Source organism: Kiloniellales bacterium (genome assembly GCA_030066685.1).
Classification (GTDB): domain Bacteria; phylum Pseudomonadota; class Alphaproteobacteria; order Kiloniellales; family JAKSBE01; genus JAKSBE01.
In genome coordinates, this window is the sequence record JASJBF010000057.1 from 26,761 (window position 1) to 46,990 (window position 20,230).

18 protein-coding genes are annotated in these 20,230 nt (G+C 69.4%); 11 read left to right on the plus strand and 7 right to left on the minus strand.

Going from position 1 to position 20,230, the window contains the following annotated elements; translation table 11 throughout:
• The first annotated feature begins 17 nt into the window (after nt 1–17).
• Nucleotides 18–1,149 (plus strand): peptide chain release factor 2 gene (prfB, locus tag QNJ30_26760; protein MDJ0947069.1). Its coding sequence is split into 2 segments (ribosomal slippage): nt 18–86 and nt 88–1,149, totalling 1,131 coding nucleotides; the frame shifts between segments, so codons are not numbered across the junction.
• A gap of 248 nt (nt 1,150–1,397) precedes the next feature.
• Here prfB and QNJ30_26765 read toward each other — a convergent pair.
• The 4 genes from QNJ30_26765 to QNJ30_26780 all read right to left on the minus strand — a co-directional run bounded on the left by QNJ30_26765 (nt 1,398) and on the right by QNJ30_26780 (nt 6,124).
• Complete coding sequence (locus QNJ30_26765) at nt 1,398–1,682, minus strand: hypothetical protein (GenBank protein MDJ0947070.1); 285 nt, start codon at nt 1,680–1,682, stop codon at nt 1,398–1,400.
• A gap of 140 nt (nt 1,683–1,822) precedes the next feature.
• Nucleotides 1,823–2,647, minus strand: coding sequence for a ferritin-like domain-containing protein (locus tag QNJ30_26770; GenBank protein MDJ0947071.1), 825 nt, complete (start codon nt 2,645–2,647; stop codon nt 1,823–1,825).
• 3 nt (nt 2,648–2,650) lie between these two features.
• Nucleotides 2,651–3,115, minus strand: a complete 465-nt coding sequence (gene bcp / locus QNJ30_26775) for a thioredoxin-dependent thiol peroxidase (protein ID MDJ0947072.1) — start codon at nt 3,113–3,115, stop codon at nt 2,651–2,653.
• A 27-nt stretch (nt 3,116–3,142) separates the two neighbouring features.
• Nucleotides 3,143–6,124: a bifunctional [glutamine synthetase] adenylyltransferase/[glutamine synthetase]-adenylyl-L-tyrosine phosphorylase gene (locus QNJ30_26780; GenBank protein ID MDJ0947073.1), complete on the minus strand. Its 2,982-nt coding sequence runs from the start codon at nt 6,122–6,124 to the stop codon at nt 3,143–3,145.
• Between the two features lie 155 nt (nt 6,125–6,279).
• On the opposite strand from QNJ30_26780, the gene QNJ30_26785 reads away from it, so the two are divergent.
• Nucleotides 6,280–9,591 carry an AsmA-like C-terminal domain-containing protein gene (locus tag QNJ30_26785; protein MDJ0947074.1) on the plus strand — a complete coding sequence of 1,104 codons (3,312 nt, stop codon included), beginning with the start codon at nt 6,280–6,282 and terminating at the stop codon, nt 9,589–9,591.
• A gap of 30 nt (nt 9,592–9,621) precedes the next feature.
• On the opposite strand, the gene tyrS is transcribed toward QNJ30_26785, so the two are convergent.
• Complete coding sequence (tyrS, locus tag QNJ30_26790; GenBank protein MDJ0947075.1) at nt 9,622–10,875, minus strand: tyrosine--tRNA ligase; 1,254 nt, start codon at nt 10,873–10,875, stop codon at nt 9,622–9,624.
• Nucleotides 10,876–11,024: 149 nt separating this feature from the next.
• A complete protein-coding gene (locus tag QNJ30_26795; GenBank protein MDJ0947076.1) occupies nt 11,025–11,684 on the minus strand; it encodes an alpha/beta hydrolase in 660 nt (219 codons plus the stop codon).
• Between the two features lie 209 nt (nt 11,685–11,893).
• Here QNJ30_26795 and cysE point away from each other — a divergent pair, with 209 nt between their 5' ends.
• From cysE to QNJ30_26825, 6 genes are all read left to right on the plus strand, one after another.
• Complete coding sequence (cysE, locus tag QNJ30_26800) at nt 11,894–12,658, plus strand: serine O-acetyltransferase (GenBank protein MDJ0947077.1); 765 nt, start codon at nt 11,894–11,896, stop codon at nt 12,656–12,658.
• Between the two features lie 36 nt (nt 12,659–12,694).
• Nucleotides 12,695–13,165: an Rrf2 family transcriptional regulator gene (locus tag QNJ30_26805; protein ID MDJ0947078.1), complete on the plus strand. Its 471-nt coding sequence runs from the start codon at nt 12,695–12,697 to the stop codon at nt 13,163–13,165.
• Nucleotides 13,166–13,191: 26 nt separating this feature from the next.
• Nucleotides 13,192–14,304, plus strand: coding sequence for a cysteine desulfurase family protein (locus QNJ30_26810; GenBank protein ID MDJ0947079.1), 1,113 nt, complete (start codon nt 13,192–13,194; stop codon nt 14,302–14,304).
• A gap of 56 nt (nt 14,305–14,360) precedes the next feature.
• Nucleotides 14,361–15,563: an IscS subfamily cysteine desulfurase gene (locus QNJ30_26815; protein ID MDJ0947080.1), complete on the plus strand. Its 1,203-nt coding sequence runs from the start codon at nt 14,361–14,363 to the stop codon at nt 15,561–15,563.
• A gap of 95 nt (nt 15,564–15,658) precedes the next feature.
• Entirely contained in the window at nt 15,659–15,991 is a 333-nt protein-coding gene (locus QNJ30_26820; protein ID MDJ0947081.1) for a ferredoxin family 2Fe-2S iron-sulfur cluster binding protein, read from the plus strand.
• Nucleotides 15,992–15,998: 7 nt separating this feature from the next.
• Entirely contained in the window at nt 15,999–16,706 is a 708-nt protein-coding gene (locus tag QNJ30_26825; GenBank protein ID MDJ0947082.1) for a TenA family protein, read from the plus strand.
• A 22-nt stretch (nt 16,707–16,728) separates the two neighbouring features.
• Here QNJ30_26825 and QNJ30_26830 read toward each other — a convergent pair whose 3' ends face one another.
• Nucleotides 16,729–17,217, minus strand: a complete 489-nt coding sequence (locus QNJ30_26830) for a DUF302 domain-containing protein (GenBank protein MDJ0947083.1) — start codon at nt 17,215–17,217, stop codon at nt 16,729–16,731.
• Between the two features lie 101 nt (nt 17,218–17,318).
• Between QNJ30_26830 and QNJ30_26835 the strand changes: the two genes are divergently transcribed.
• From QNJ30_26835 to QNJ30_26845, 3 genes are all read left to right on the plus strand, one after another.
• Nucleotides 17,319–18,671, plus strand: coding sequence for a hypothetical protein (locus QNJ30_26835; protein MDJ0947084.1), 1,353 nt, complete (start codon nt 17,319–17,321; stop codon nt 18,669–18,671).
• A gap of 55 nt (nt 18,672–18,726) precedes the next feature.
• Nucleotides 18,727–19,851: a tRNA 2-thiouridine(34) synthase MnmA gene (gene mnmA / locus QNJ30_26840; GenBank protein ID MDJ0947085.1), complete on the plus strand. Its 1,125-nt coding sequence runs from the start codon at nt 18,727–18,729 to the stop codon at nt 19,849–19,851.
• A gap of 61 nt (nt 19,852–19,912) precedes the next feature.
• A complete protein-coding gene (locus tag QNJ30_26845) occupies nt 19,913–20,218 on the plus strand; it encodes an SCP2 sterol-binding domain-containing protein (GenBank protein ID MDJ0947086.1) in 306 nt (101 codons plus the stop codon).
• The last annotated feature ends 12 nt before the right edge of the window (nt 20,219–20,230 follow it).

Sequence of the window (20,230 nt, forward strand, 5' to 3'; positions counted from 1 at the left end):
GCAGATCGGGAGTGCCCATGCGCGCCGAGATCGAGGCGGTCGTCAACGACATCCAGGAGTCGCTGGCCCTGCTGAGGAGGCATCTTTGACCTCGAGGCCACGACAGCCCGGCTCGAGGAGCTGAACCACAAGGCCGAGGACCCCGGCCTCTGGGAGGATCCGGAAGCGGCCCAAAAGGTCATGCGCGAGCGCCAGCGCCTGGACCGTGCCATCGGCGGGTTCCGCGAGCTCGAGAACGGCCTCGAGGATGCCCTGACCCTGATCGAGCTGGGCGAGGCTGAAGAGGACCAGGCCAGCGTGCGCGAGGCCGAGCAGCAGCTCGAGGCGCTCAAGGCCGTCTGCGAAAAGCGGCAGCTCGAAAGCCTGCTCTCCGGCGAGGCCGACGCCAACGACTGCTATCTGGAGATCCATGCCGGCGCCGGCGGCACCGAGGCTCAGGACTGGGCCCAGATGCTGACCCGGATGTACCTGCGCTGGGCGGAAGCCCAGGGCTACAAGACCTCGCTTCTGGAAGAGAGCCCCGGCGAAGAGGCCGGGATCAAGTCGACCACGCTTCAGATCGAGGGCGACAACGCCTACGGCTGGCTGAAGACCGAGTCCGGCGTGCATCGCCTTGTGCGGATCTCGCCCTTCGATTCCCAGGCGCGGCGCCACACCTCCTTCGCCAGCGTCTGGGTCTATCCCGTCGTGGACGACAACATCGAGATCGAGATCGAGGAAAAGGACCTGCGCGTCGATACCTACCGCGCGTCCGGTGCCGGCGGGCAGCACGTCAACAAGACCGACTCCGCGATCCGTATCACCCACCTGCCGACCAACATCGTCGTCCAGTGCCAGAACGACCGCTCGCAGCACCGCAACCGCGCCCAGGCCTACGCCATGCTGAAGGCGCGGCTCTACGAGCACGAGCTGCAGAAGCGGGAGGAGGAGGCCCAGGCCGAGGCGGAAGCCAAGACCGATATCGGCTGGGGCCATCAGATCCGCTCCTACGTCCTGCAGCCCTACCAGATGGTCAAGGACCTGCGGACCGGGGTCGAGAAGGGCAACGCCCAGGGGGTGCTGGACGGCGGCATCGGCGAGTTCCTCGAGGCCGCCCTGGCGGCCCGGATCGAAGGCGGCCTCTCGGCCGCCGAAGTGCCGGATGACTAGGGAAGGCGCCGCGGACGAAGGCCAGGTCAAACTGCGCTCAACTGGAATCAACTGAGCGCAGATAACTTGATCTATTCCATATAGATAGAGCAGCTTATCTGCGTTCGAATGAACGCAGGCCGCTCTAGCGCACTTCCCGATCAGACGCGTTCGCGTCTGGCCGGGAGTAGTGCGCTAATGCCTTGAATTCAGGGCATTACATCCGGCCAGATGGATCGCGAAGCGATTCCATCTGATCGGATAATGCCCTAGTCGTCGTCCCTGCGGTAGTAGTCGAGCAGGCGCCGTCGTTCCCGGTGGGCGAAAAACAGGGCGCTGAAGAAGGCGAAGGCCGTGAGGCCGCCGGGGATCAGGTAGAGCCAGAACTCGGCCCGGCTCTTGGCGACGTTGAACCCGAGGGTCATGGCGAAGAAGGTAATCCAGCCGGCGAAAAAGCCGAAAAAGGCGAACAGGACGGTGGCGATCAGGACCTTGCGGACGTCCCAGAAAAGCTCCGGCGGTCCGGAGGGTTGATTGTCGAAGTCCAGATCCATGCCCTGCGGTTCCGTTTCGCCTGGCCTCGATCAAGCGCGGCTCGGGTCGGCTCGATCCGAGGCGAGAATCTTGATCTGTCTTAACACCATGGAGGCCGTTCTGCGTCCGATGCGGTACGCGGTCAGACTTCCGTCCAACATCAAGACCCGAGTCCGGTAAAGTATCCGTAAACGTCGGGTGACATCCCGGCGGCCCGCCTCGCCTCGTCGTTGAAGGGGGGCTTGAGCACCCCCTTGAAATGCTGCCGGACGAGGGCCTTCCAGGTCGGCCCGGGATCGCGGCCCAGGCGCCGACAGAGAAAGGCGAACCAGCGCTCGCCGGCGGCGACGTGGGAGACTTCCTCGCGATATATCAACTCCAGAACGGCGGCGCTGACCGTGTCGCCGGCCCGGCGGAGCTTGTCGATCATGCCCGGCGTGACGTCGAGGCCCCGGGCCTCGAGCACCAGGGGCACCACCGCCAGCCGGGCCGCAAGGTCGCCCGCGGTCGCCCCGGCCGCCTCCCATAGACCGTCGTGCGCCGGCAGGTCGCCGTAGGCCGCGCCCAGGTCGCCGAGCCTGGCGCTCAAAAGGCCGAAGTGGCGGGCCTCGTCGGCGGCGACCCGGCACCAGTCGTCGAAAAAGGCGCGGGGCAGGCCGGCCCCGGCGGCGCCGGCGCCGAAGCGTGCGATCAGATCCCAGGCCAGGTCGACCGCATTGAGCTCGATATGGGCAAGGGCGTGCAGCAGCGCGATCCGGCCGCCGGGCTCGCGGCCGATGCGCCGCCGCGGGACCTCGCGCGGCGGCACCAGGGCCGGCCGGTCGGGGCGCGCGGGCCGCTCAGGCGGCCTGGCGGCCCCGATCGCGGTGATCCGGCCCGCCGCCCAGGCGGCGGTCGCCGCCCTGGTCAGGCGCAGCTTTTCCTGCGGTTCGGCGGCGGCCAGGACCGAGACGGCGGCCTCGGCCAAGCCCCGCGCCGCCGCCACGGGCTAGAGGTCCTGTGCGGCCTTCAGGACCTCTTCGACGTGGCCGGGCACCTTGACCTTGCGCCAGGCCCCCTGGACGACGCCGTTCTCGTCGATCAGGAAGGTCGAGCGTTCGATTCCCATGTACTTCTTGCCGTACATCGACTTCTCGACCCAGACGCCGTAGCTCTCGCAAATGCTGCCATCCTCGTCGCTGACCAGGGCGAAGGGCAGGTCGTACTTGGCCTTGAACTTGTCGTGGCTCTTCACGCTGTCCTTCGATACGCCGAGGATCTCGGCATCGACCTTCGTGAAGTCCGGCAGGGCGTCCCGGAAGCCGCAGGCCTCCTTGGTGCAGCCCGAGGTGTCGTCCTTCGGATAGAAGTACAGCACCACCTTGCGGCCCTTCAGCGACGACAGGTCCACCTGTCCGTCACTGTCGGTGGGGGCGGCGAAGGTCGGGGCGGCGTCTCCGATCGAAACGGTCATGTCCTCTCTTGTCTCCTCTGTCTTGCGTCAGGCCTCGCCGGCCGGGTCCTTTTTGTCTACGCGGCCGCCGGGGTCTTCGATGACCTCGCGGAACACGCGCCGAACACAGGACGTGGCGGCATCCATGCGGTCTTTCAAGGCTGCGAAGCCGGCGCAGTTCCCGGCCGCGGCCAGCCGCACCTTCAAGCCCTCCGGGGCCTGGGCTTCGTCGAAATCCTGACCCACCGTCAGGCGCAGGACGGCCTGCAGATGCCGCAGCAGACGGGCTGCGTCGTCCAGGGCCGCCGCCCTGTCCGCGTCCAGGACCCCGGTCTCTGCCAGCTTGTGCAGGGCCGTCGAGGTGACCGGGTCCAGCACCTCCGGGTGGGCATGGCCGTGGCGTAGCTGCCAGTACTGGACCAGGAACTCCAGGTCGACCAGGCCGCCCGGCCTCTGCTTGACGTCCCAGAGGCCGCCGGCCCGATGCTCGCGGGCGACCCGCGCCCGCATGTCGGCGATATCCCGGACCAGCTTCTCCGGATCCCGCTCGCCGGCCAGCAGCTCGGAGATCGCGGCCTGGACCCGGCCGGCGAAGTCCGGGACGCCGATGATCGTCCGCGCCCGGGTCAGGGCCATGTGCTCCCAGGTCCAGGCCTGGTCGCGCTGGTACTTCACGAAGCCGGGCAGGGTCGTGGCGATCGGCCCGGCGTTGCCCGAGGGCCGCAGGCGCATGTCGATCTCGTAGAGCCGGCCCTCGCCGGTCGGCGCCGAGAGGGCGTTGATGAAGCGCTGCGCCAGCCGCGCGTAGTAGACGCTGGGCGGCAGCGGCTTGGCCCCATCCGACGAGGCCGAGTCGCCAGGCGCGTCGTAGAGGAAAACCAGGTCCAGGTCCGAGGTCACGGTCATCTCGCGGCCGCCGAGCTTGCCGAGCGCGATCACCGCCAGCCCGTCGCCCGGCAGGGACCCGTGGGCCGCCTCGAACTCGGCGCGCACCGCCGGGAAAAGGCCCTTCATCGTGGTCTCGGCGATGGCCGTCAACGCGGCGGCGCAGTCGTCGGCGTCGCTGATCCGGTCGAGGAGGTGGACTCCGACCTGGAACTTGCGGTCGTTGGCCCAGCGGCGCGACAGCTCGAGAACGTCCTGGAAATCCCGCGCGTCGCGCAGGGCGAGCTCGAGCTGCGGTTCCAGGACCTCGGCGCCGGGCAGGGGCTCCCGGAAGTCCGGGGACAGCACCGCGTCCAGGAGCCCGGGCCGGCGGCTCAGCTGCTCGGCCAGGGCCGGCGCGCTCCCCATGATCCCTGCCAGCAGCCGCAGCAGGCCGGGGTTGGCGTGCAGCATCGAGAAGAGCTGCACGCCCGCAGGCAGGCCCTGTAGAAAGGTATCGAAGCGGCGCAGGGCCTGGTCCGGCTGGGCGGTCGCCGCCAGGGAATCGAGCAGGGTGGGCATGATCTCGGTCAGGATCTCGCGGCTGCGCTTGCTGCGGGTCGCGCGGTAGCGGCCGTGGTGCCAGCCGCTGACCAGGTGGATGACCTGATCGCCCTCCGAGAAGCCCATGCTTTCCAGGGTTGCGACCGTGTCCGGATCGGGCTCGTTACCCGTGAACACCAGGTTTCCGGGCCCGGACAGCGCCGGCGCCTCCTCGAAGAGCGCCGCGTAATGCTCCTCGACGCGGCGCAGGTGGGCCAGCAGCTCCCGCCGGAAGGCCTCCGGCTCGTCGTAGCCCAGGAAGGCGGCCAGGGCGTCGAACTGGCGCGGATCCGAGGGCAGCTGATGGGTTTGCTGGTCGGCGACCATCTGCAGGCGGTGTTCCACCCGGCGCAGGTAGCGATAGGCCGCGGAAAGCTGCTTGGCGGTCTCCTCCTCCAGGCGGCCGGCCGCGACCAGGGCGGCCAGGGCGTCGACCGTGCGTGGCTGGCGCAGGGCCGGAGCGCGGCCGCCGTAGATCAGCTGCTGGGTCTGGGCGAAGAACTCGATCTCGCGGATGCCGCCCCGCCCCAGCTTGACGTTGTGGCCCAGGATCGCGACCTCGCCGCCGCCGCGCTGAGCGTTGATCTGGCGCTTGATCGAGTGGATGTCCTGGATCGCCCAGAAGTCCAGGTTCCGGCGCCAGACGAAGGGCCGCAGGATCGCCATGACCTCGCGCCCCAGGGCCGGGTCGCCGGCGATCGGCCGCGCCTTGATCATGGCCGCCCGTTCCCAGTTCTGGCCCAGGCTCTCGTAGTAGGTCTCGGCCGCGTTGATCGAGATCGCCAGCGGCATGGCCGCCGGATCCGGGCGCAGCCGGAGGTCGGTGCGGAAGACGTAGCCCTGGGCGGTGCGTTCGCTCAGCAGCCGGACCAGATCCCGCGTCAGCCGGACGAAGAAGTCCTGGCAGCCTCGGCTGCCTGTATAGGGCGCCCGCTCGGCATCGAAGATCGCGATCAGGTCGACGTCGGAGGAGTAGTTCAGCTCTCCGGCACCCAGCTTGCCCAGGGCCAGGACGCAGTAGCCACAGCCCTCCGCGGGCGCCTCGAGGTCCGGCAAGGCCAGCTCCTCGCGGCCCGCGGCCCGGCGCAGCAGGAAGGCCAGAGCATGGCCGATCGCCTGGTCGGCAAAGCGGCTCAGGGATCCGGTCACCTCGTCGACCGACCAAGCGCCGGCCAGGTCGGCCAGAGCGACGATCAGCGCAACCTTCTGCTTCGCCCGGCGAAGCGCCGTCTCGACCGACGAGGCCTCCCTCTGTCCGCGCACGTCCGCGTCCAGCCCTTCAAGCGTTTCCTCCAGGAGTTTTTTCGGTCCGCGCCTTAAAACCGCCTCGAAAAGTTCAATATCATGGATCAGGCAGCGGCTCAGGAAGGGGCTGTAGGCGAAGACCGCTCCCATGAGCTGCCTCACCTTGGGGTCCTCAGACGGCTCGCCGAGCTTTCCAGCGCCTCCGGACTCTGCCATTTTGCTCAGTCGGCTGGTCCAGTCCTGCCATCCGGCTTCGGCCCGCTCGGGATGGGCAAGTACGGGAAGTAGGGCCTTGGATGTAAAGAGAGGCAAACGCATAACCCTGCGACCTGGTTTCGGGCAACACTGCGTGCCGCCCCGGTGGCGGTCAAGGACCGGTCTGGATCGGTCCGCAAACGGATGGGGCGAGCCGGTACTTGATAAAGCGAAGCGCTAAGATCTGCCTTGAAGTCTTGCTGGGTGCGGTTGCGACCGTGGCGGTGATTGTCGGGCTCCTGATCTGGCGCCTGTCCAGCGGCCCGGTGACCCTCGACTTCGTCACGCCCTATCTCGAGTCAGCGCTTTCCGACGGCGATGCCGGGGTCAACGTCCGGGTCACGAACACCGTGCTGACCTGGGACCGGGCGGAAGGCGACCTCGACCTGCGCGCCCTCGACGTGACCGTGCGCGATCAGCAAGGCCGACCGATCCTGTCCCTGCCGACCGTCGAGGTCGGCGTCAGTCTGACCGCACTCCTTTTCGGCACCGTTGCGCCGACCCGCATTGCCGTCGTTGGCGCCCGAATCACCCTGCTCAGAAGCGCCGACGGAAGTTTCCACTTCGGCGACGGCGACGCGGCCGAACCGGCGGAAGAGGCTATTCCGGAGGAAGTGCCGGAACTCGCCGGCTTTATCCCGGATCTGCTCGAAGACCTGCAGGCGCAGCGCGATCCAGGCAGAGCCATGTCCTTCCTGCGCCAGCTGGACATCGTCGACGGCCAGTTGCTCATCCGCGACGAGCAGGCCGGGGTCGACTGGTGGGCCAAGTCGGCCAACATTGCCGTGCGCAGCGGTTCGGTGGGATTGTCGGGCGAGCTCTCCCTCGACATCGCCGAACCGAAGGAGATTTCAGGAGTCCGGGGCGCCTTCTCCTACCATCGCGAAACCAAGCGTCTGGACCTCGTGGTCGAGGTCGACGAGGTGCTGCTCTCCGACCTCGCACTGCTTTCGCCGGACTTCGAAAAGCTCGGCGGCGTGGACGTGGCCCTCAAGGGTTCCTTGATCTCCGCCTTCAACGGCGAGGGCCAGGTCACCAACCTCGGCTTCGACGTTTCGGGCGGACCCGGGAAGATTGCCATCGCGGACCTCTGGCCCGCGCCTGTGCCGGTACGATCCTTCAAGGCCCGCGGGATCTTCGACGGTGCCGCGGGCAAGATGCGCGTCGAGGACGCGACCCTCACCCTCGGCAGCGAGGCCGATCCGGGCCCGCAGGTCGGCCTTGTCGGCAGTGCCGAGCTTCAAAGCGAGGGTGTCGTGATCAAGGCCCGGGCTGTCGGCCAGTCGATCGCGCTGGACGACCTGGCGAGCTACTGGCCGCTGGGGCTCAACAACAATGCCAGGACATGGGTCACGGAGAACATCCGTGACGGACTGGCCGACACCGCGGAGATCAACCTCGACATCCTGCTGCCCGAAGGCGCGAAGCAGGAGGTGCGGGCCCGCGAGGTCTTCGGTCGGCTGACCTACAGCGACCTTTCGGTGCATTACTTGCGGCCCCTGCCGCCGGTCACCGGGATCAGCGGCGAGGCGACCTTCAACGCCGAGGAATTCGTTCTCCATCCCAGGGGCGGGAAGCTCGGGAACATCTCAGTGCCCAAGGGCGAGGTTACGATCGACGGTCTCAACGTCAGGGATCAGACGATCGACATCGATCTGGAGGTGGCGGGTCCCATCCGAGAGAAGCTGGAGCTGCTCGATCACGAGCGCCTCGATCTCGTCAGCGGCATGGGTATCGAACCGGCCCGGGCCTCCGGCAGGTCCGCCGGCCGGCTGCGGTTCAAGTTCCCGCTGGAATCCGATCTCACCGTGGATGAGATCGAGGTCGCCACGGAGGCGACCCTGACCGACGTCGGGGTCAATGGGATACTGCTGGACAAGGACTTGGGCGCCAATCGGTTGCAGCTCGTTCTCGACACCAAGGGTATGCAGATCAGCGGTCCGATCCGGCTCGACGGTCTCGGCATGACCCTCGATTGGCAGGAATTCTTCGGCGCTGAGAACCCCATGAGGACGCGAATCACGGCACGGGTGCCGCGTGTCGAGGTCGCGGATTGGGCGGCCTACGGCATCGACGTTGTCCCATACATCGCGGGGCCATCGGTGACCCAGATCACGGCCACCATCGACCGCGCCGGGGTCACGACCGTGGAGGGCAAGGCCAACCTCCGCCTGGCCAAGCTCAGCTTCCCGATCCTCGGCTGGAGCAAGCAGCCGGGCGCCGATGCGAGCGCCACGGCGACCGTGGTCTTCGCCGAGGGCGTCCTGGACCGGGTCGAGGCCTTCCGGGTCGACGCCGGCGATCTGCAGGCCGACGGCGGCGTGACCTTCGACCCCGGGAACCGCAACATTATTACGCTCAAGCTCAAGAACCTGGCGGTCGGCCGGACCCGTCTCAGTGACGTGACCGTCCGGGAGGGCGGAGAAATGCTTCAGGTCGAACTGGGCACCGGAACGATCGATCTGAGCCCTCGCCTGAGCGACGACGCTGCGGCTTCGGAAGAGCAAGAGACTGCTCCCGCGGAAACACGCGCGGAGAGCGCCGAAGGCGGGCCTTCGGAGACCGTACAACCCTTCGACTTGCGGGCAAAGTGGCTCGATCGGGTCTACTTCGGTCCGAACGAATACCTGGAGAACGTCCGGCTGTGGCTGGTGCGTGCCGAGGGCGGCTGGGATCGTATGGAGATAGACGGCCAGGTTCCCTGGGAACTGGCCCGTCATCCGAAGGCCAGGCCCGACTCCGAGCGGCGCGCGCCGCCCGCCGGGTTTGGCAGAAGGTTCGGCGAGGCGCCCGATCCGACCGAGGCCAAGTCCGAGGCGATTGACGAGGGCCCGGTAACGCTCAATCTGCGTCTGGCTCCGATCGAGGACGGCACGCGGCGCCTGGCCGTGCGATCCCGCGACCTCGGCGCGATCCTTCGCGCTCTGGCCATCGAGCCGAGCATCGATGGCGGCAAGCTGGAGGTCACCGGCGAGACCGATGACCCGGATCCGGCCAGCCCGATCCGGGGCCGGATCGAGGCCGACGGATTCCGGGTCTACGACGCGCCGATCCTGGCCAAGGTGCTGACCGTGGCCTCGCTCACCGGAATCGTCGAATCCCTCGGCGGCGAGGGTCTGGTCTTCGACCGGGTGACCGGCGACTTCGTCTACGAAAGCGATCGCCTGTCGACGGAGTTGCTGCGGGTCTACGGAACCTCGCTCGGCATCACCACCCAGGGCGAGGTCGATCTCGCGCGCGGCTGGATCGACGTCGAGGGCACGGTCGTGCCGGCCTACTTCCTGAACCGGATCCTCGGCGCCATCCCGATCATCGGCAACATCCTGATCGGCGGCGAGGGCGAAGGCCTGATTGCCTTCACCTACGAGGTGGAGGGACCGAGCGACAATCCCGACGTCAGCGTCAACCCGCTGTCGGCCCTGACGCCGGGCTTCCTGCGCGGCATCTTCGACATCTTCGACAGCGACGGTGAAGGTCCCCGGTCCGGAGAGGACATGACCGCACTGCCCTCCGGACGCGGCGACCGGTAACCGGGCCGGAGCGAGCGGTCTACGGACGGATCAGGCGACCCGGACCAGGGCGTGGCGCTTCTTGCCGGCGGAAAGCTTGATCACACCTTCGGGATTGCGGTCGGCCAAGGTCACCGTTCGGGCCTCGTCGTCGATCTTCTGATCATTGATCCTGGCGCCGCCGCCCTTGATCAGCCGCCTGGCCTCGCCGTTGCTGCTGGTCAGGCCACTGCGGCTGAACAGCTCGTAGGCCGGGAGGCCCGCTGCCAGGTCGGCTTCCGGCAGCGCTAGGCTCGGCAGGTCCTCGCCCAGGCCGCCCTGCTCGAAAGTCTTGAGGGCGGTCTCCGCCGCCGCCGCCGCCGCGGCATCGCCGCGGCAGAGCCGGGTCGCCTCCAGGGCAAGGACCTTCTTGGCCTCGTTGATCTCGGCCCCCTCCAGGGCTTCCAGACGCGCGATCTCGGCCTCCGGCAGCTCGGTGAAGAGGCGCAGGAAGCGGCCGACGTCGGGGTCCTCGGTGTTGCGCCAGAACTGATAGTAGTCGTAGGCCGAGAGCCGGTCCTCGTTGATCCAGACCGCGCCCTCGGCGGTCTTGCCCATCTTGGTGCCCGAGGCGGTGGTGATCAGCGGCGTGGTCAGGCCGAAGAGCGTGGTCTGCTCGACCCGCCGGCCCAGTTCGACGCCGTTGACGATGTTGCCCCACTGGTCCGAGCCGCCCATCTGCAGGCGGCAGCCGTAGCGCCGCGACAGCTCGACGAAGTCGTAGGCCTGCAGCACCATGTAGTTGAATTCCAGGAAAGACAGCGGCTGCTCACGCTCCAGGCGCAGGCGGACGGAATCCATGGTCAGCATGCGGTTGACCGAGAAGTGACGGCCGTAGTCGCGCAGGAAGGCGATGTAGTTGAGCTCGTCCAGCCACTCGGCGTTGTCGACCATCAGCGCGTCCGTGGGGCCTTCGCCGAAGGTGAGGAACTGGGCGAAGATCCGCCGGATGCTCTCGTTGTTGCGCGCGATGCCCTCGAGGTCGAGGAGCTGGCGCACCTCGTCCCGGCCCGAGGGATCCCCAACCTTGGTCGTGCCGCCGCCCATCAGGACGATCGGCTTGTGCCCCGTCTTCTGCAGCCAGCGCAGCAGCATGATCTGCACCAGGCTGCCGACATGCAGGCTGGTCGCGGTCAGGTCGTAGCCGATGTAGGCCACGATGCGCCCTTGGCTCGCCTCCTGGTCGAGGCTCTCCAGGTCCGTGCACTGATGGATGAAGCCGCGCTGGTCAAGGGTGCGCAGGAGATCGGATCGCAGCTTGCTCATGGCGGACAAAGGGCTCCTGATGGACGTCCGGCGGCCGGCCGGGGCGGCGCTGGAATATCACAACGGGGCCAGGGCCTCAAACGCGGGCGGTCGGCCGGACGGAGCCGGTCCGCGTGCCGCGGCCGGTCCCATCGCTGGAGGTGCGAGCGTCAACGCGCGGCGGCGACGGCCCCGTCTTCGGCCTTGGCCAGGTAGTCCTCGACGTGGCCGGTAAGCTCGTCCATCTGTTCGGTGAAGAAGTGGTTGGCGCCGGGGATGACCCGGTAGTCGATGGTGATGCCGCGCTGCTGCGAAAGCTTGTCGACCAGCTTGGCGACGGCGGCTTCGGGCACGATCTCGTCCCGGCTGCCCTGGATCACCAGGCCCGAGGAGGGGCAGGGCGCCAGGAAGCTGAAGTCGTACTGGTTGGCCGGCGGCGCGACCGAGACGAAGCCGGCGATCTCCGGCCGGCGCATCAAGAGCTGCATGCCGATCCAGGCCCCGAAGGAGAAGCCGGCGATCCAGCAGGCCGTCGCGTTCTCGTTGATCGACTGCAGCCAGTCCAAGGCCGAGGCCGCGTCCGACAGCTCGCCCTCGCCGCGGTCGTAGATTCCTTGAGAACGCCCGACCCCGCGGAAGTTGAAGCGCAGCACCGAGAAGCCTTGGCGGGCGAAGGCATGGTAAAGATTGTAGATGACCTTGTTGTTCATCGTGCCGCCGTGCTGCGGGTGCGGATGCAGCATCAATGCAATCGGGGCGGTCGGCACCTTGCTGTGCTGGTAGCGTCCCTCCAGGCGACCTTCAGGTCCATTGAAGATCACGTCAGGCATCGGCGGTATCCATGAGCTTGCTTCACGTCAGAATCGAGGAAATCTCAATCTAGATATCGGGTCTCGCGGCTGGCGTTACCAGGGCGCGAGGGGTAAACTTGAGAAGATTACTCGGACAAACCATATCCCACCCGATAGGGTGTCGAAGGCCGGGGGCGAGCTCTCCGGGAGGTCTAGCGGGCGCGGATCATAGCACGACGGGCAAGGCGATGTTCAAGTTCCTGGTGGAAGAGATCGACTCGATCATGCGCCGCGACCCTGCGGCCCGATCCCGCTTCGAAGTGGCCCTCTGTAACCCGGGCTTCCAAGCGATCCTGTTCTATCGCCTGGCAAACGGCGCCTGGGGGCAGGGCTGGCATCTGACCGGCCGCTTCCTGTCGCAGGCTGCGCGCTGGTTCACCGGAATTGAGATCCACCCCGGCGCCAGCATCGGCCGCCGGCTCTTCATCGACCACGGGATGGGCGTGGTGATCGGCGAGACCAGCCATATCGGCGACGATGTCACGCTTTACCATGACGTGACCCTGGGCGGTGTAGCGCCCAGCGTCGACAGCGACAGCCAGCGCAACCAGAAGCGCCATCCGACCCTCGAGGACGGCGTGATCGTCGGCTCCGGGGCCCAGATCCTTGGGCCGATCACGGTCGGTAGCAATGCCAGGGTCGGCGCCAACGCGGTGGTGACCAAGGACGTGCCGGCCTGCGCCACCGTGGTCGGCATTCCCGGCAGGGTCGTTCAGCCCGCGGCCAAGCGCGAAGAGCAGCCGGCCTTCGTTGCCTACGGCACCCCGACGGGCGACCTGCCCGATCCGGTGGCGCGGGCCATCGAAGGCTTGATGGACGAGGTCTCGCGCCTGCGCGCCCGGGTCACCGAACTGGAGGCGCGGAGCGAGGCCGGCGGCGATGTCGACGGCCTGGGGGTCGAGCCGGCGGCGACAGAGGACGGCGGCACCGATCTGCCCCAGGGCAAATGCTAATGGTGAGCGCATGAGCGTGCAGTTGGAGGATTGGCGGTGAAGCTCAGCACGAAGGGTCGCTATGCGGTGATGGCGATGGTCGATCTGGCGGCCCAGAGTAACGGCAAGCCGATTGCCTTGTCCGACATCGCCGACCGGCAGGAGATCTCGCTTTCCTACCTGGAGCAGCTCTTCGCCAAGCTGCGCCGCGGTGGCCTGGTCCGAAGCGTCCGCGGTCCCGGCGGCGGCTATCTGCCGTCCCGGCCGGCCGAGGAGATCCGGGTCTCGGACATCATCCTGGCGGTCGACGAGCCGATCCGGACGACCCGCTGCACGCCGGGCCAGCCGCTGGGCTGCCGCAGCAACAAGAGCCGCTGCGCGACCCACGATCTCTGGGAGGAACTGGGCAACCAGATCTACCTCTACCTGAGCTCGGTCACCGTGGCCGACGTCGTCGACCGGCGGGTGCTCGGGACCAGCAGCCTGCTGTCCCGCGACGGCTCCGGCCCGGTTGCGGCCGCGGAGTAGCGCCCCCCGCCGGCCCCGCGCTGCCCATGTCCCAATCGGTCTATCTGGACTACAACGCGACCGCGCCGCTGCGTCCGGAAGCTGCGGCCGCCCTGGAGGCGGCCCTGCGCGAGACGGGCAATCCGTCCTCCGTGCACCGCTTTGGGCGCCGCGCCCGGCGGCGGGTCGAGGACGCGCGCGAGGCCGTGGCGGCCCTGGTCGGCGCCCGCCCCGCAGGGGTGATCTTCACCGGCAGCGGCAGCGAGGCCAACAACCTGGCCCTCTCCGGCCTGCCTGCCGGCCGGGTCCTGGTCTCCGCGGTCGAGCACGATTCGGTGCTGCAGGCGGCCCCCGGGGCGCAGCGGCTGCCGGTCGATGCCGAGGGCCGGGTCGAGCTGGAGGCCCTGCGCGAGGCCCTGGCCGAAGGCGGCGGTGGGTCGGGGCCGACCTTGGTGTCGGTGATGCTGGCCAACAACGAGACCGGGGTGATCCAGCCGATCGGCGAGATCGCGGCCCTGGCCCGGGCGTCGGGCGCCCTGGTGCACTGCGACGCGGTGCAGGCCGCCGGCCGGCTGGATCTCGACCTCGAAGCCCTGGGCGTTGCCGCCCTCAGCCTCTCGGCCCACAAGCTGGGCGGGCCGCAGGGCGCAGGCGCCCTGATCCTGGCCGAGGGCGTGACGGTGGCGCCCCAGATCCGCGGCGGCGGCCAGGAGCGCCGGCGTCGGGCCGGGACCGAGAACGTGCCGGCCATCGCCGGCTTCGGGGCGGCGGCCGTGGCGGTCCTGGCCGCCCCCAAGCCGGATCCGGACCTTGCGCGCCTGCGCGACGGCCTGGAGGCCCGGCTCCGGGCCCTGGCGCCGGAGCTCATGGTCTTCGGGGCGGCGGGGCCGCGCCTGGCCAACACGAGCTGCTTCGCGCTGCCAGGCCTTTCGGCCGAGACCCAGTTGCTGGCGCTCGACCTCGCCGGCATCGCGGTCAGCTCGGGTGCCGCCTGCTCCTCGGGCAAGGTCGAGCCCTCCCATGTTCTGCGGGCCATGGGCGCCGACGCCGAGACCGCCGCCGCGGCGATCCGGGTCAGCCTGGGCTGGGCGACGACCGCGGGCGACCTGGAGCGTTTCGTCGAGGCCTGGGAGGGGCTATACAGACGGCGGGCGGCCTAATCCCGGCACGTCTTCGGACCTTGCCGAACCGCCGCCCGGAGCAAAGGAGGACGCGGGTGCAGGAGCGCTCCGAAGAGACCCCGATCTATCTGGATAACCAAGCGACCACGCCCCTGGACCCGCGGGTCCTGGAGGCGATGATGCCCTATCTGACCGCGCACTTCGGCAATCCGCACTCGGTCCATCACGCCTACGGTTGGAAGGCCGTCGCCGGCGTCGAGGCGGCCCGCGCCGAGGTTGCCGAGCTGCTCGGCGCCGAAGCGCGCGAGATCGTCTTCACCTCCGGGGCGACGGAGTCCAATAACCTGGCGATCAAGGGCGCTGCCCGCTTCCTGCGCCGCAAGGGTAAGAACCACGTCGTCACCCTGGCGACCGAGCACAAGTGCGCGCTGGAGAGCTGCCGCCGGCTGGAGAGCGAAGGCTTCCGCCTCACCGTCCTGCCGGTCGAGCCGAGCGGCCTGGTCAATCTGCAGCGCCTCAACGAGGCGATCTGCGAGGACACCGCCCTGGTCTCGGTCATGGCGGTCAACAACGAGATCGGCGTGATCCAGCCCCTGGCCGAGATCGGCGCGCTCTGCCGGGAGACCGGAGTCGTCTTCCACTGCGACGCGGCCCAGGGGGTCGGCAAGATCCCGATCGACGTCGAGGCCATGAAGATCGATCTGCTGAGCATCTCCGGCCACAAGATCTACGGGCCCATGGGCATCGGCGCGCTCTACGTGCGGCGCCGGCCGCGGGTCCGGCTGGAGCCGCTGTTCGACGGCGGTGGGCAGGAGCGGGGCCTGCGCTCCGGCACCCTGGCACCGGCGCTCTGCGTCGGGCTCGGCAAGGCCTGCGTCCTGGCCGGGCGCGAGATGGCCGAGGAGTCGGCGCGCCTCCTGGCTCTGCGCAGGCGGCTCCTGGACGGGATCCTGGCCGCCCTGGAGGGTGTGAGCCTCAACGGCGATCCCGATCAGCGGGTCGCCGGGAACCTCAATCTCGCGTTCGAGGGCATCGACGGCGAGGCCCTGATGAACGCCATGCCGAAGCTCGCCGTCTCCTCCGGCTCGGCCTGCTCCTCGGCTGCGGTCGAGCCCTCCTACGTGCTGCGCGCCCTCGGCTTGAGCGACGCGGCCGCTCACTCCAGCATCCGAATCGGCCTGGGCCGCTTCACGACCGAGGCCGAGATCGACACGGCGATCGAGGACGTCACCGCCGCCGTCACCGCCCTGCGCCAAAGCGAGGCCGCCGAGGGGCCGGCGGTCGGGGCCGCCGAATAGCCGTCACCGCGCTGCTTCGGTCGAATCGAGGCTGGATTTCGCCGGCGCCGGGCATTACCTAATGCCGGCTGAAATGATGCCTGGAGCTTGAGCAGATGCCGAAGATGGTGTTCCTCGAACCGGACGGGACCCGCAAGGAGGTCGACGCGCCGCTGGGGCTCTCCGTCATGGAGATCGCCCACCTCCACGGCATCGACATCGAGGGCGCCTGCGAGGGCTCGCTGGCCTGCTCGACCTGCCATGTGATCGTCGAGCCCGCCTGGTTCGGCCGGCTGGAGACCGCTTCGGAGGACGAGGAGGACATGTTGGACCTGGCCTTCGGCCTGGAGGAGACCTCACGGCTCGGCTGCCAGATCGTCATGACCGAGGAGCTGGACGGCCTGACCGTGAAGCTGCCGGCCGAGACTCGCAACATGCTCTTCGATTGAGGCGGCAATGGACCAGCCGGAGGGAGTCTTCGAGCGTCTGAAGCAGTCCTGTGCGGAGGACTGGTCGGCCTACACCGGGCACGCCTTCGTCCGCGGCCTGGGCGACGGCAGCCTGGCCGAGCCCTGCTTCCGCTGGTACCTGGCGCAGGACTACCTCTTCCTGATCCACTTCGCCCGGGCCTACGCCCTGGCCGCCTTCAAGAGCGACAACCTGGACGACCTGCGCCAGGCGAGCGCGACCCTGGACGCCCTGATCAACGGCGAGATGCAGCTGCACCTGAAGTACTGCGCCGGCTGGGGCCTGACCGAGCGCGACATGGCGGCCCTGCCCGAGGCCGAGCAGAACCTCGCCTACACCCGCTACGTGCTGGAGCGGGGCCTGTCCGGGGACCTGCTCGACCTGCTGGTCGCCCTGGCGCCCTGCGTGCTGGGCTACGGCGAGATCGGCCGGGCCCTGCTGGCCGACCCGGCGACCCGGCTGGGCGACAACCCCTACCTCGACTGGATCGAGGTCTACGGCGGCAACGAATACCAGGAGGTCGCGGCCGCCGCCCGGGCGCAGCTCGAAAGGGTCGCCCGGGCCCGGCTCGGCGCCGATCCCGCCGCCTCGCCGCGCTGGCCGGCCCTGGCCGCCACCTTCCGCAGCGCGACCCGCCTGGAGGTCGGCTTCTGGGACATGGGCCTGGCGCCGCCGGCCGCCTTCGGCGGCGCCTGAAGCCTGCGTGCGACCGCCCTCGCTACTGCGCCGCCGTGGCCTGCTTGGCGATGCTGGCAAAGACCTCGTCCAGGTCCTTCGCCAGCGTCTTGAGCTTCTCGCCGCCGTCCTCGTAGGGCGCGAAGATCACCGTCGGCTTGCGGTAGGTGAGGGAGGCCGTGCCGTCGTCGTTCTCGGTGACGTAGAAGCGGATCGGGGCCTCGATCCCGGCCGGGATGCTCGCCTCGAGCATGGGCACGGCGAAGCGCGGGTGGTAGACGCCGACCACCATGTTGCCGGGGATCACTTTGTCGAAGGCCGCCTTGGCACCGACCGTCGCGCTGGCACGGGTGACCAGGCCCATCTTGTGCGCCTTGACCGCCGTGTTCAGGCGCTCGATCAGGGTCTTGTAGCTGTGCGGCGTCTTGGTGGTCACCAGGCCCTCCGGCGCGGCCGGGGCCGGCCCGGAGATGAAGGCGGCGGCCAAGAGGGCGGCTGCGGGCAACAGACAGGCAAGCGGGCGGTGCGTCATGGCGGGTTCTCCTACCTCGATCCGGTGGCACGGATTGGGGCGCCCACTTTAGCCCACTGCCTGCCCACGGCAACTCCATGACCCCCGGCAGCCGAGGGCCCTTGACGGTCCCGGCCTGGCGCGTCCTGGCCGCCCGGGGCATGCTCTGGCCCTGGATGGACAGCGTGACCTTGCGCCTGATCGTGCGCTGGTACCTGCCGCTGTCCCGGGCCTGGGCATCGGCCCTGGCTTCCGAAGGTAGCCCGGCAGCCTTCTGGGAAGGCGTCGGGCTGGCCGAGCCGAAGAACGGCCCGGAGCGCGCTCGGGCGGAGGCCGCGATCGCCGCGGTCCTGCGCCGGGCGGCGGCCTATCGCGAAGCGGAGGCGGCCTGGCGGATTGCCTTCTTTGGTCCGCACGGGATCGCGCCTGGGCACTTGGCCGCATTTCAGGACGACCGGATCGCCGCCGCGGAGACCTTGATGCTGACCCGCGGGCGGTTCCTCGGCCTGCACGCGCGTCGCCGCCTGCCGCCGCTGCGCTGGGAGATTGCGGCGCCGGAGGCGGCCGAGGCGCGCCACGGCCCGCGCCTGTCCGAACCGGAGGCCGCCTTTCCGGCTCTGGAGGAAGCCGAGGTGGCCCAGTCCCAGGCGTCCGAACGGCGCCACGGTGCGCTGTCCTGGCTCCGCTTCCCGGCGCCCTTGGGTGACACCGCCTGGGCCCGGGTGACGACGCCCGGGGGCATCGCCGACCCGCCGACCCTGATCTTCCTGCACGGCATCACCATCGAGACCGAGATGTGGCGGGACAGCTTCGATCCGGTGGCGCCACTGGCCCGGGAAGGCATCCGGGTGATCCGGCCGGAAGGGCCCTGGCACGGCCGCCGCTGCCTGCCCGGCTTCTACGGCGGCGAGCCTGTGCTCGGGCGGGGGCCGCTCGGCCTGCTGGAGCTGTTCGGAAACTGGGTCGCCGAGACCTCGGCCTGGATCGCCTGGGCGCGCCGGACCAGCCGCGGCCCGGTTGCGATCGGCGGGATCAGCCTCGGCGCCCTGACCAGCCAGCTTGTTCTGATCGCCGCCCGGAACTGGCCCGAGGCGCAGCGTCCGGATGCCGCGCTGCTGATGGCCGGCAGCGGTGATCTGCTGGCCACGGGCTACGAGGGCGCGCTGCCCAGGGCCCTCGACATGCGGCCGCACCTGGCGGAGGCCGGCTGGGAGGAGGCCCAGGTCGCGCGCTGGCTGCCCCTTCTGGAGCCCCAGGGCCGGCCGCTGCTGGCGCCGGAGCGCATCCTCATGCTGATCGGCCAGGCCGACGAGGTGGCGCCGGCCGAGACCGCGCTGGCCCTGGCCCGGCGCTGGGCGCTCCCGGAGGCCAACGTCCTGCTGCGCCGGCACCAGGGGCATTTCACCCTCGACCTCGGCGTGACCACCGATCCCGAGCCTCTCCTGGCCCTGGCACGGCTCCTGAAGCGCCTGTGAACACGGTGGTTTTGCGACGGTTGCAAGCCGGCCGCCAAACCCTATAGTCCCGGCCATGAACGACCTGGGGATCGATAAGGCGCCCGCCGAGACGCGGGTCGTGGTGGCCATGTCGGGCGGCGTGGACAGCTCGGTAACGGCGGCGCTGCTGGCCGAGCGGGGCTACGACGTCCTCGGCATCACTCTCCAGCTCTACGACCACGGCCAGGCCCTGAACCGCAAGGGCGCCTGCTGCGCCGGGCAGGACATCTACGACGCCCGCCGGGTCGCCGACCAGCTCGAAATGCCGCACTACGTCCTGGACTACGAGAGCCGTTTTCGGAACAGCGTGATCGAGGACTTCGCCGACAGCTACCTGCGCGGCGAGACGCCGATCCCCTGCGTGCGCTGCAACCAGACCGTCAAGTTCCGCGACCTTCTGGCGACCGCCCGCGAGCTCGAGGCCGATGCCCTGGCGACCGGGCACTACGTGCGCCGGGTCGGCGGCCCCGCCGGGCCGGAGCTGCACCGCGCCGCCGAGGTCGAGCGCGACCAGAGCTACTTTCTCTTCGCCACCACCCGGGCGCAGCTCGACTTCCTGCGCTTCCCGCTCGGCGGCCTGCCCAAGGCCGAGACCCGGCGGATCGCCCAGCGCCTGGGCCTCAAGGTGGCCGAGAAGCCGGACAGCCAGGACATCTGCTTCGTGCCCACGGGCTCCTACGCCCGGGTGGTCGAGCGGCTGCGCCCCGGGGCCGCCGAGCCGGGCGAGATCGTCGACCTCGACGGCCGGGTCCTGGGCCGCCACGAGGGCATCATCAACTTCACCGTCGGCCAGCGCCGGGGCATCGGCATCGGCGGCACCGCCGAGCCGCTCTTCGTCGTCCGGCTGGAGCCCGAGGCCCGCCGCGTCGTGGTCGGGCCCAGGTCCGCGCTCGGCCGCGACCTCGTGCGCCTGACCGAGGTCAACTGGCTCGACGCCGAGCCTTTGCCGGCCGAGGGGCGGGCGGTCGCGGTCAAGCTGCGCTCGGCCAGCGCGCCGGCGCCGGCCCGGGTTGTCCCGGCAAGCGAGGGCGGTGCCGAGCTGCGGCTGGAGGCGCCCCAGTACGGGGTCTCGCCCGGCCAGGCGGCGGTCTTCTACGAGGGGCCGCGGGTCCTGGGCGGCGGCTGGATCACCGGCGCCGAGCGGTGCGCGGCGGCCTGACGGCAACAGCGCCATTCCGAGACATCAGAGGCCGGGGCAGGAAAGCAGTGGAGCAAGACATATGAGCCTGGACAGCCTGACCGAAGCGATCCGCAGCCAAGCGGCCCTCAACCCGCCGCTCGGCTACAAGGTCAAGTTCGACCTCGGCGACTTGGGGATCATCTTCTGGGACGGCACGGGGGCGACCCCGGAGATCTCCAACGACGATCTCGGCGCCGCCGACACCACCATGGCCATGGGCGAGGCGGACCTCCAGAGCCTGGTCAACGGCACCCTGGACCCGCAGCTGGCCTTCATGACCGGCAAGCTCAAGGTGGAGGGCTCGCTCGGCGTGGCGCTCAAGCTAGCCGGGATGATGGGCGACTGACCCGGTCGCGGC

What these genes read in the sequence shown, in the direction of transcription:
- QNJ30_26765 (MDJ0947070.1), bottom strand. Translation starts at nt 1,682, where the DNA reads ATGGATCTGGACTTCGACAATCAACCCTCCGGACCGCCGGAGCTTTTC.
- bcp (MDJ0947072.1), bottom strand. Translation starts at nt 3,115, where the DNA reads ATGACCGTTTCGATCGGAGACGCCGCCCCGACCTTCGCCGCCCCCACC.
- QNJ30_26780 (MDJ0947073.1), bottom strand. Translation starts at nt 6,124, where the DNA reads ATGCGTTTGCCTCTCTTTACATCCAAGGCCCTACTTCCCGTACTTGCC.
- tyrS (MDJ0947075.1), bottom strand. Translation starts at nt 10,875, where the DNA reads ATGAGCAAGCTGCGATCCGATCTCCTGCGCACCCTTGACCAGCGCGGC.
- QNJ30_26795 (MDJ0947076.1), bottom strand. Translation starts at nt 11,684, where the DNA reads ATGCCTGACGTGATCTTCAATGGACCTGAAGGTCGCCTGGAGGGACGC.
- cysE (MDJ0947077.1), top strand. Translation starts at nt 11,894, where the DNA reads ATGTTCAAGTTCCTGGTGGAAGAGATCGACTCGATCATGCGCCGCGAC.
- QNJ30_26810 (MDJ0947079.1), top strand. Translation starts at nt 13,192, where the DNA reads ATGTCCCAATCGGTCTATCTGGACTACAACGCGACCGCGCCGCTGCGT.
- QNJ30_26820 (MDJ0947081.1), top strand. Translation starts at nt 15,659, where the DNA reads ATGCCGAAGATGGTGTTCCTCGAACCGGACGGGACCCGCAAGGAGGTC.
- QNJ30_26825 (MDJ0947082.1), top strand. Translation starts at nt 15,999, where the DNA reads ATGGACCAGCCGGAGGGAGTCTTCGAGCGTCTGAAGCAGTCCTGTGCG.
- QNJ30_26830 (MDJ0947083.1), bottom strand. Translation starts at nt 17,217, where the DNA reads ATGACGCACCGCCCGCTTGCCTGTCTGTTGCCCGCAGCCGCCCTCTTG.
- mnmA (MDJ0947085.1), top strand. Translation starts at nt 18,727, where the DNA reads ATGAACGACCTGGGGATCGATAAGGCGCCCGCCGAGACGCGGGTCGTG.
- QNJ30_26845 (MDJ0947086.1), top strand. Translation starts at nt 19,913, where the DNA reads ATGAGCCTGGACAGCCTGACCGAAGCGATCCGCAGCCAAGCGGCCCTC.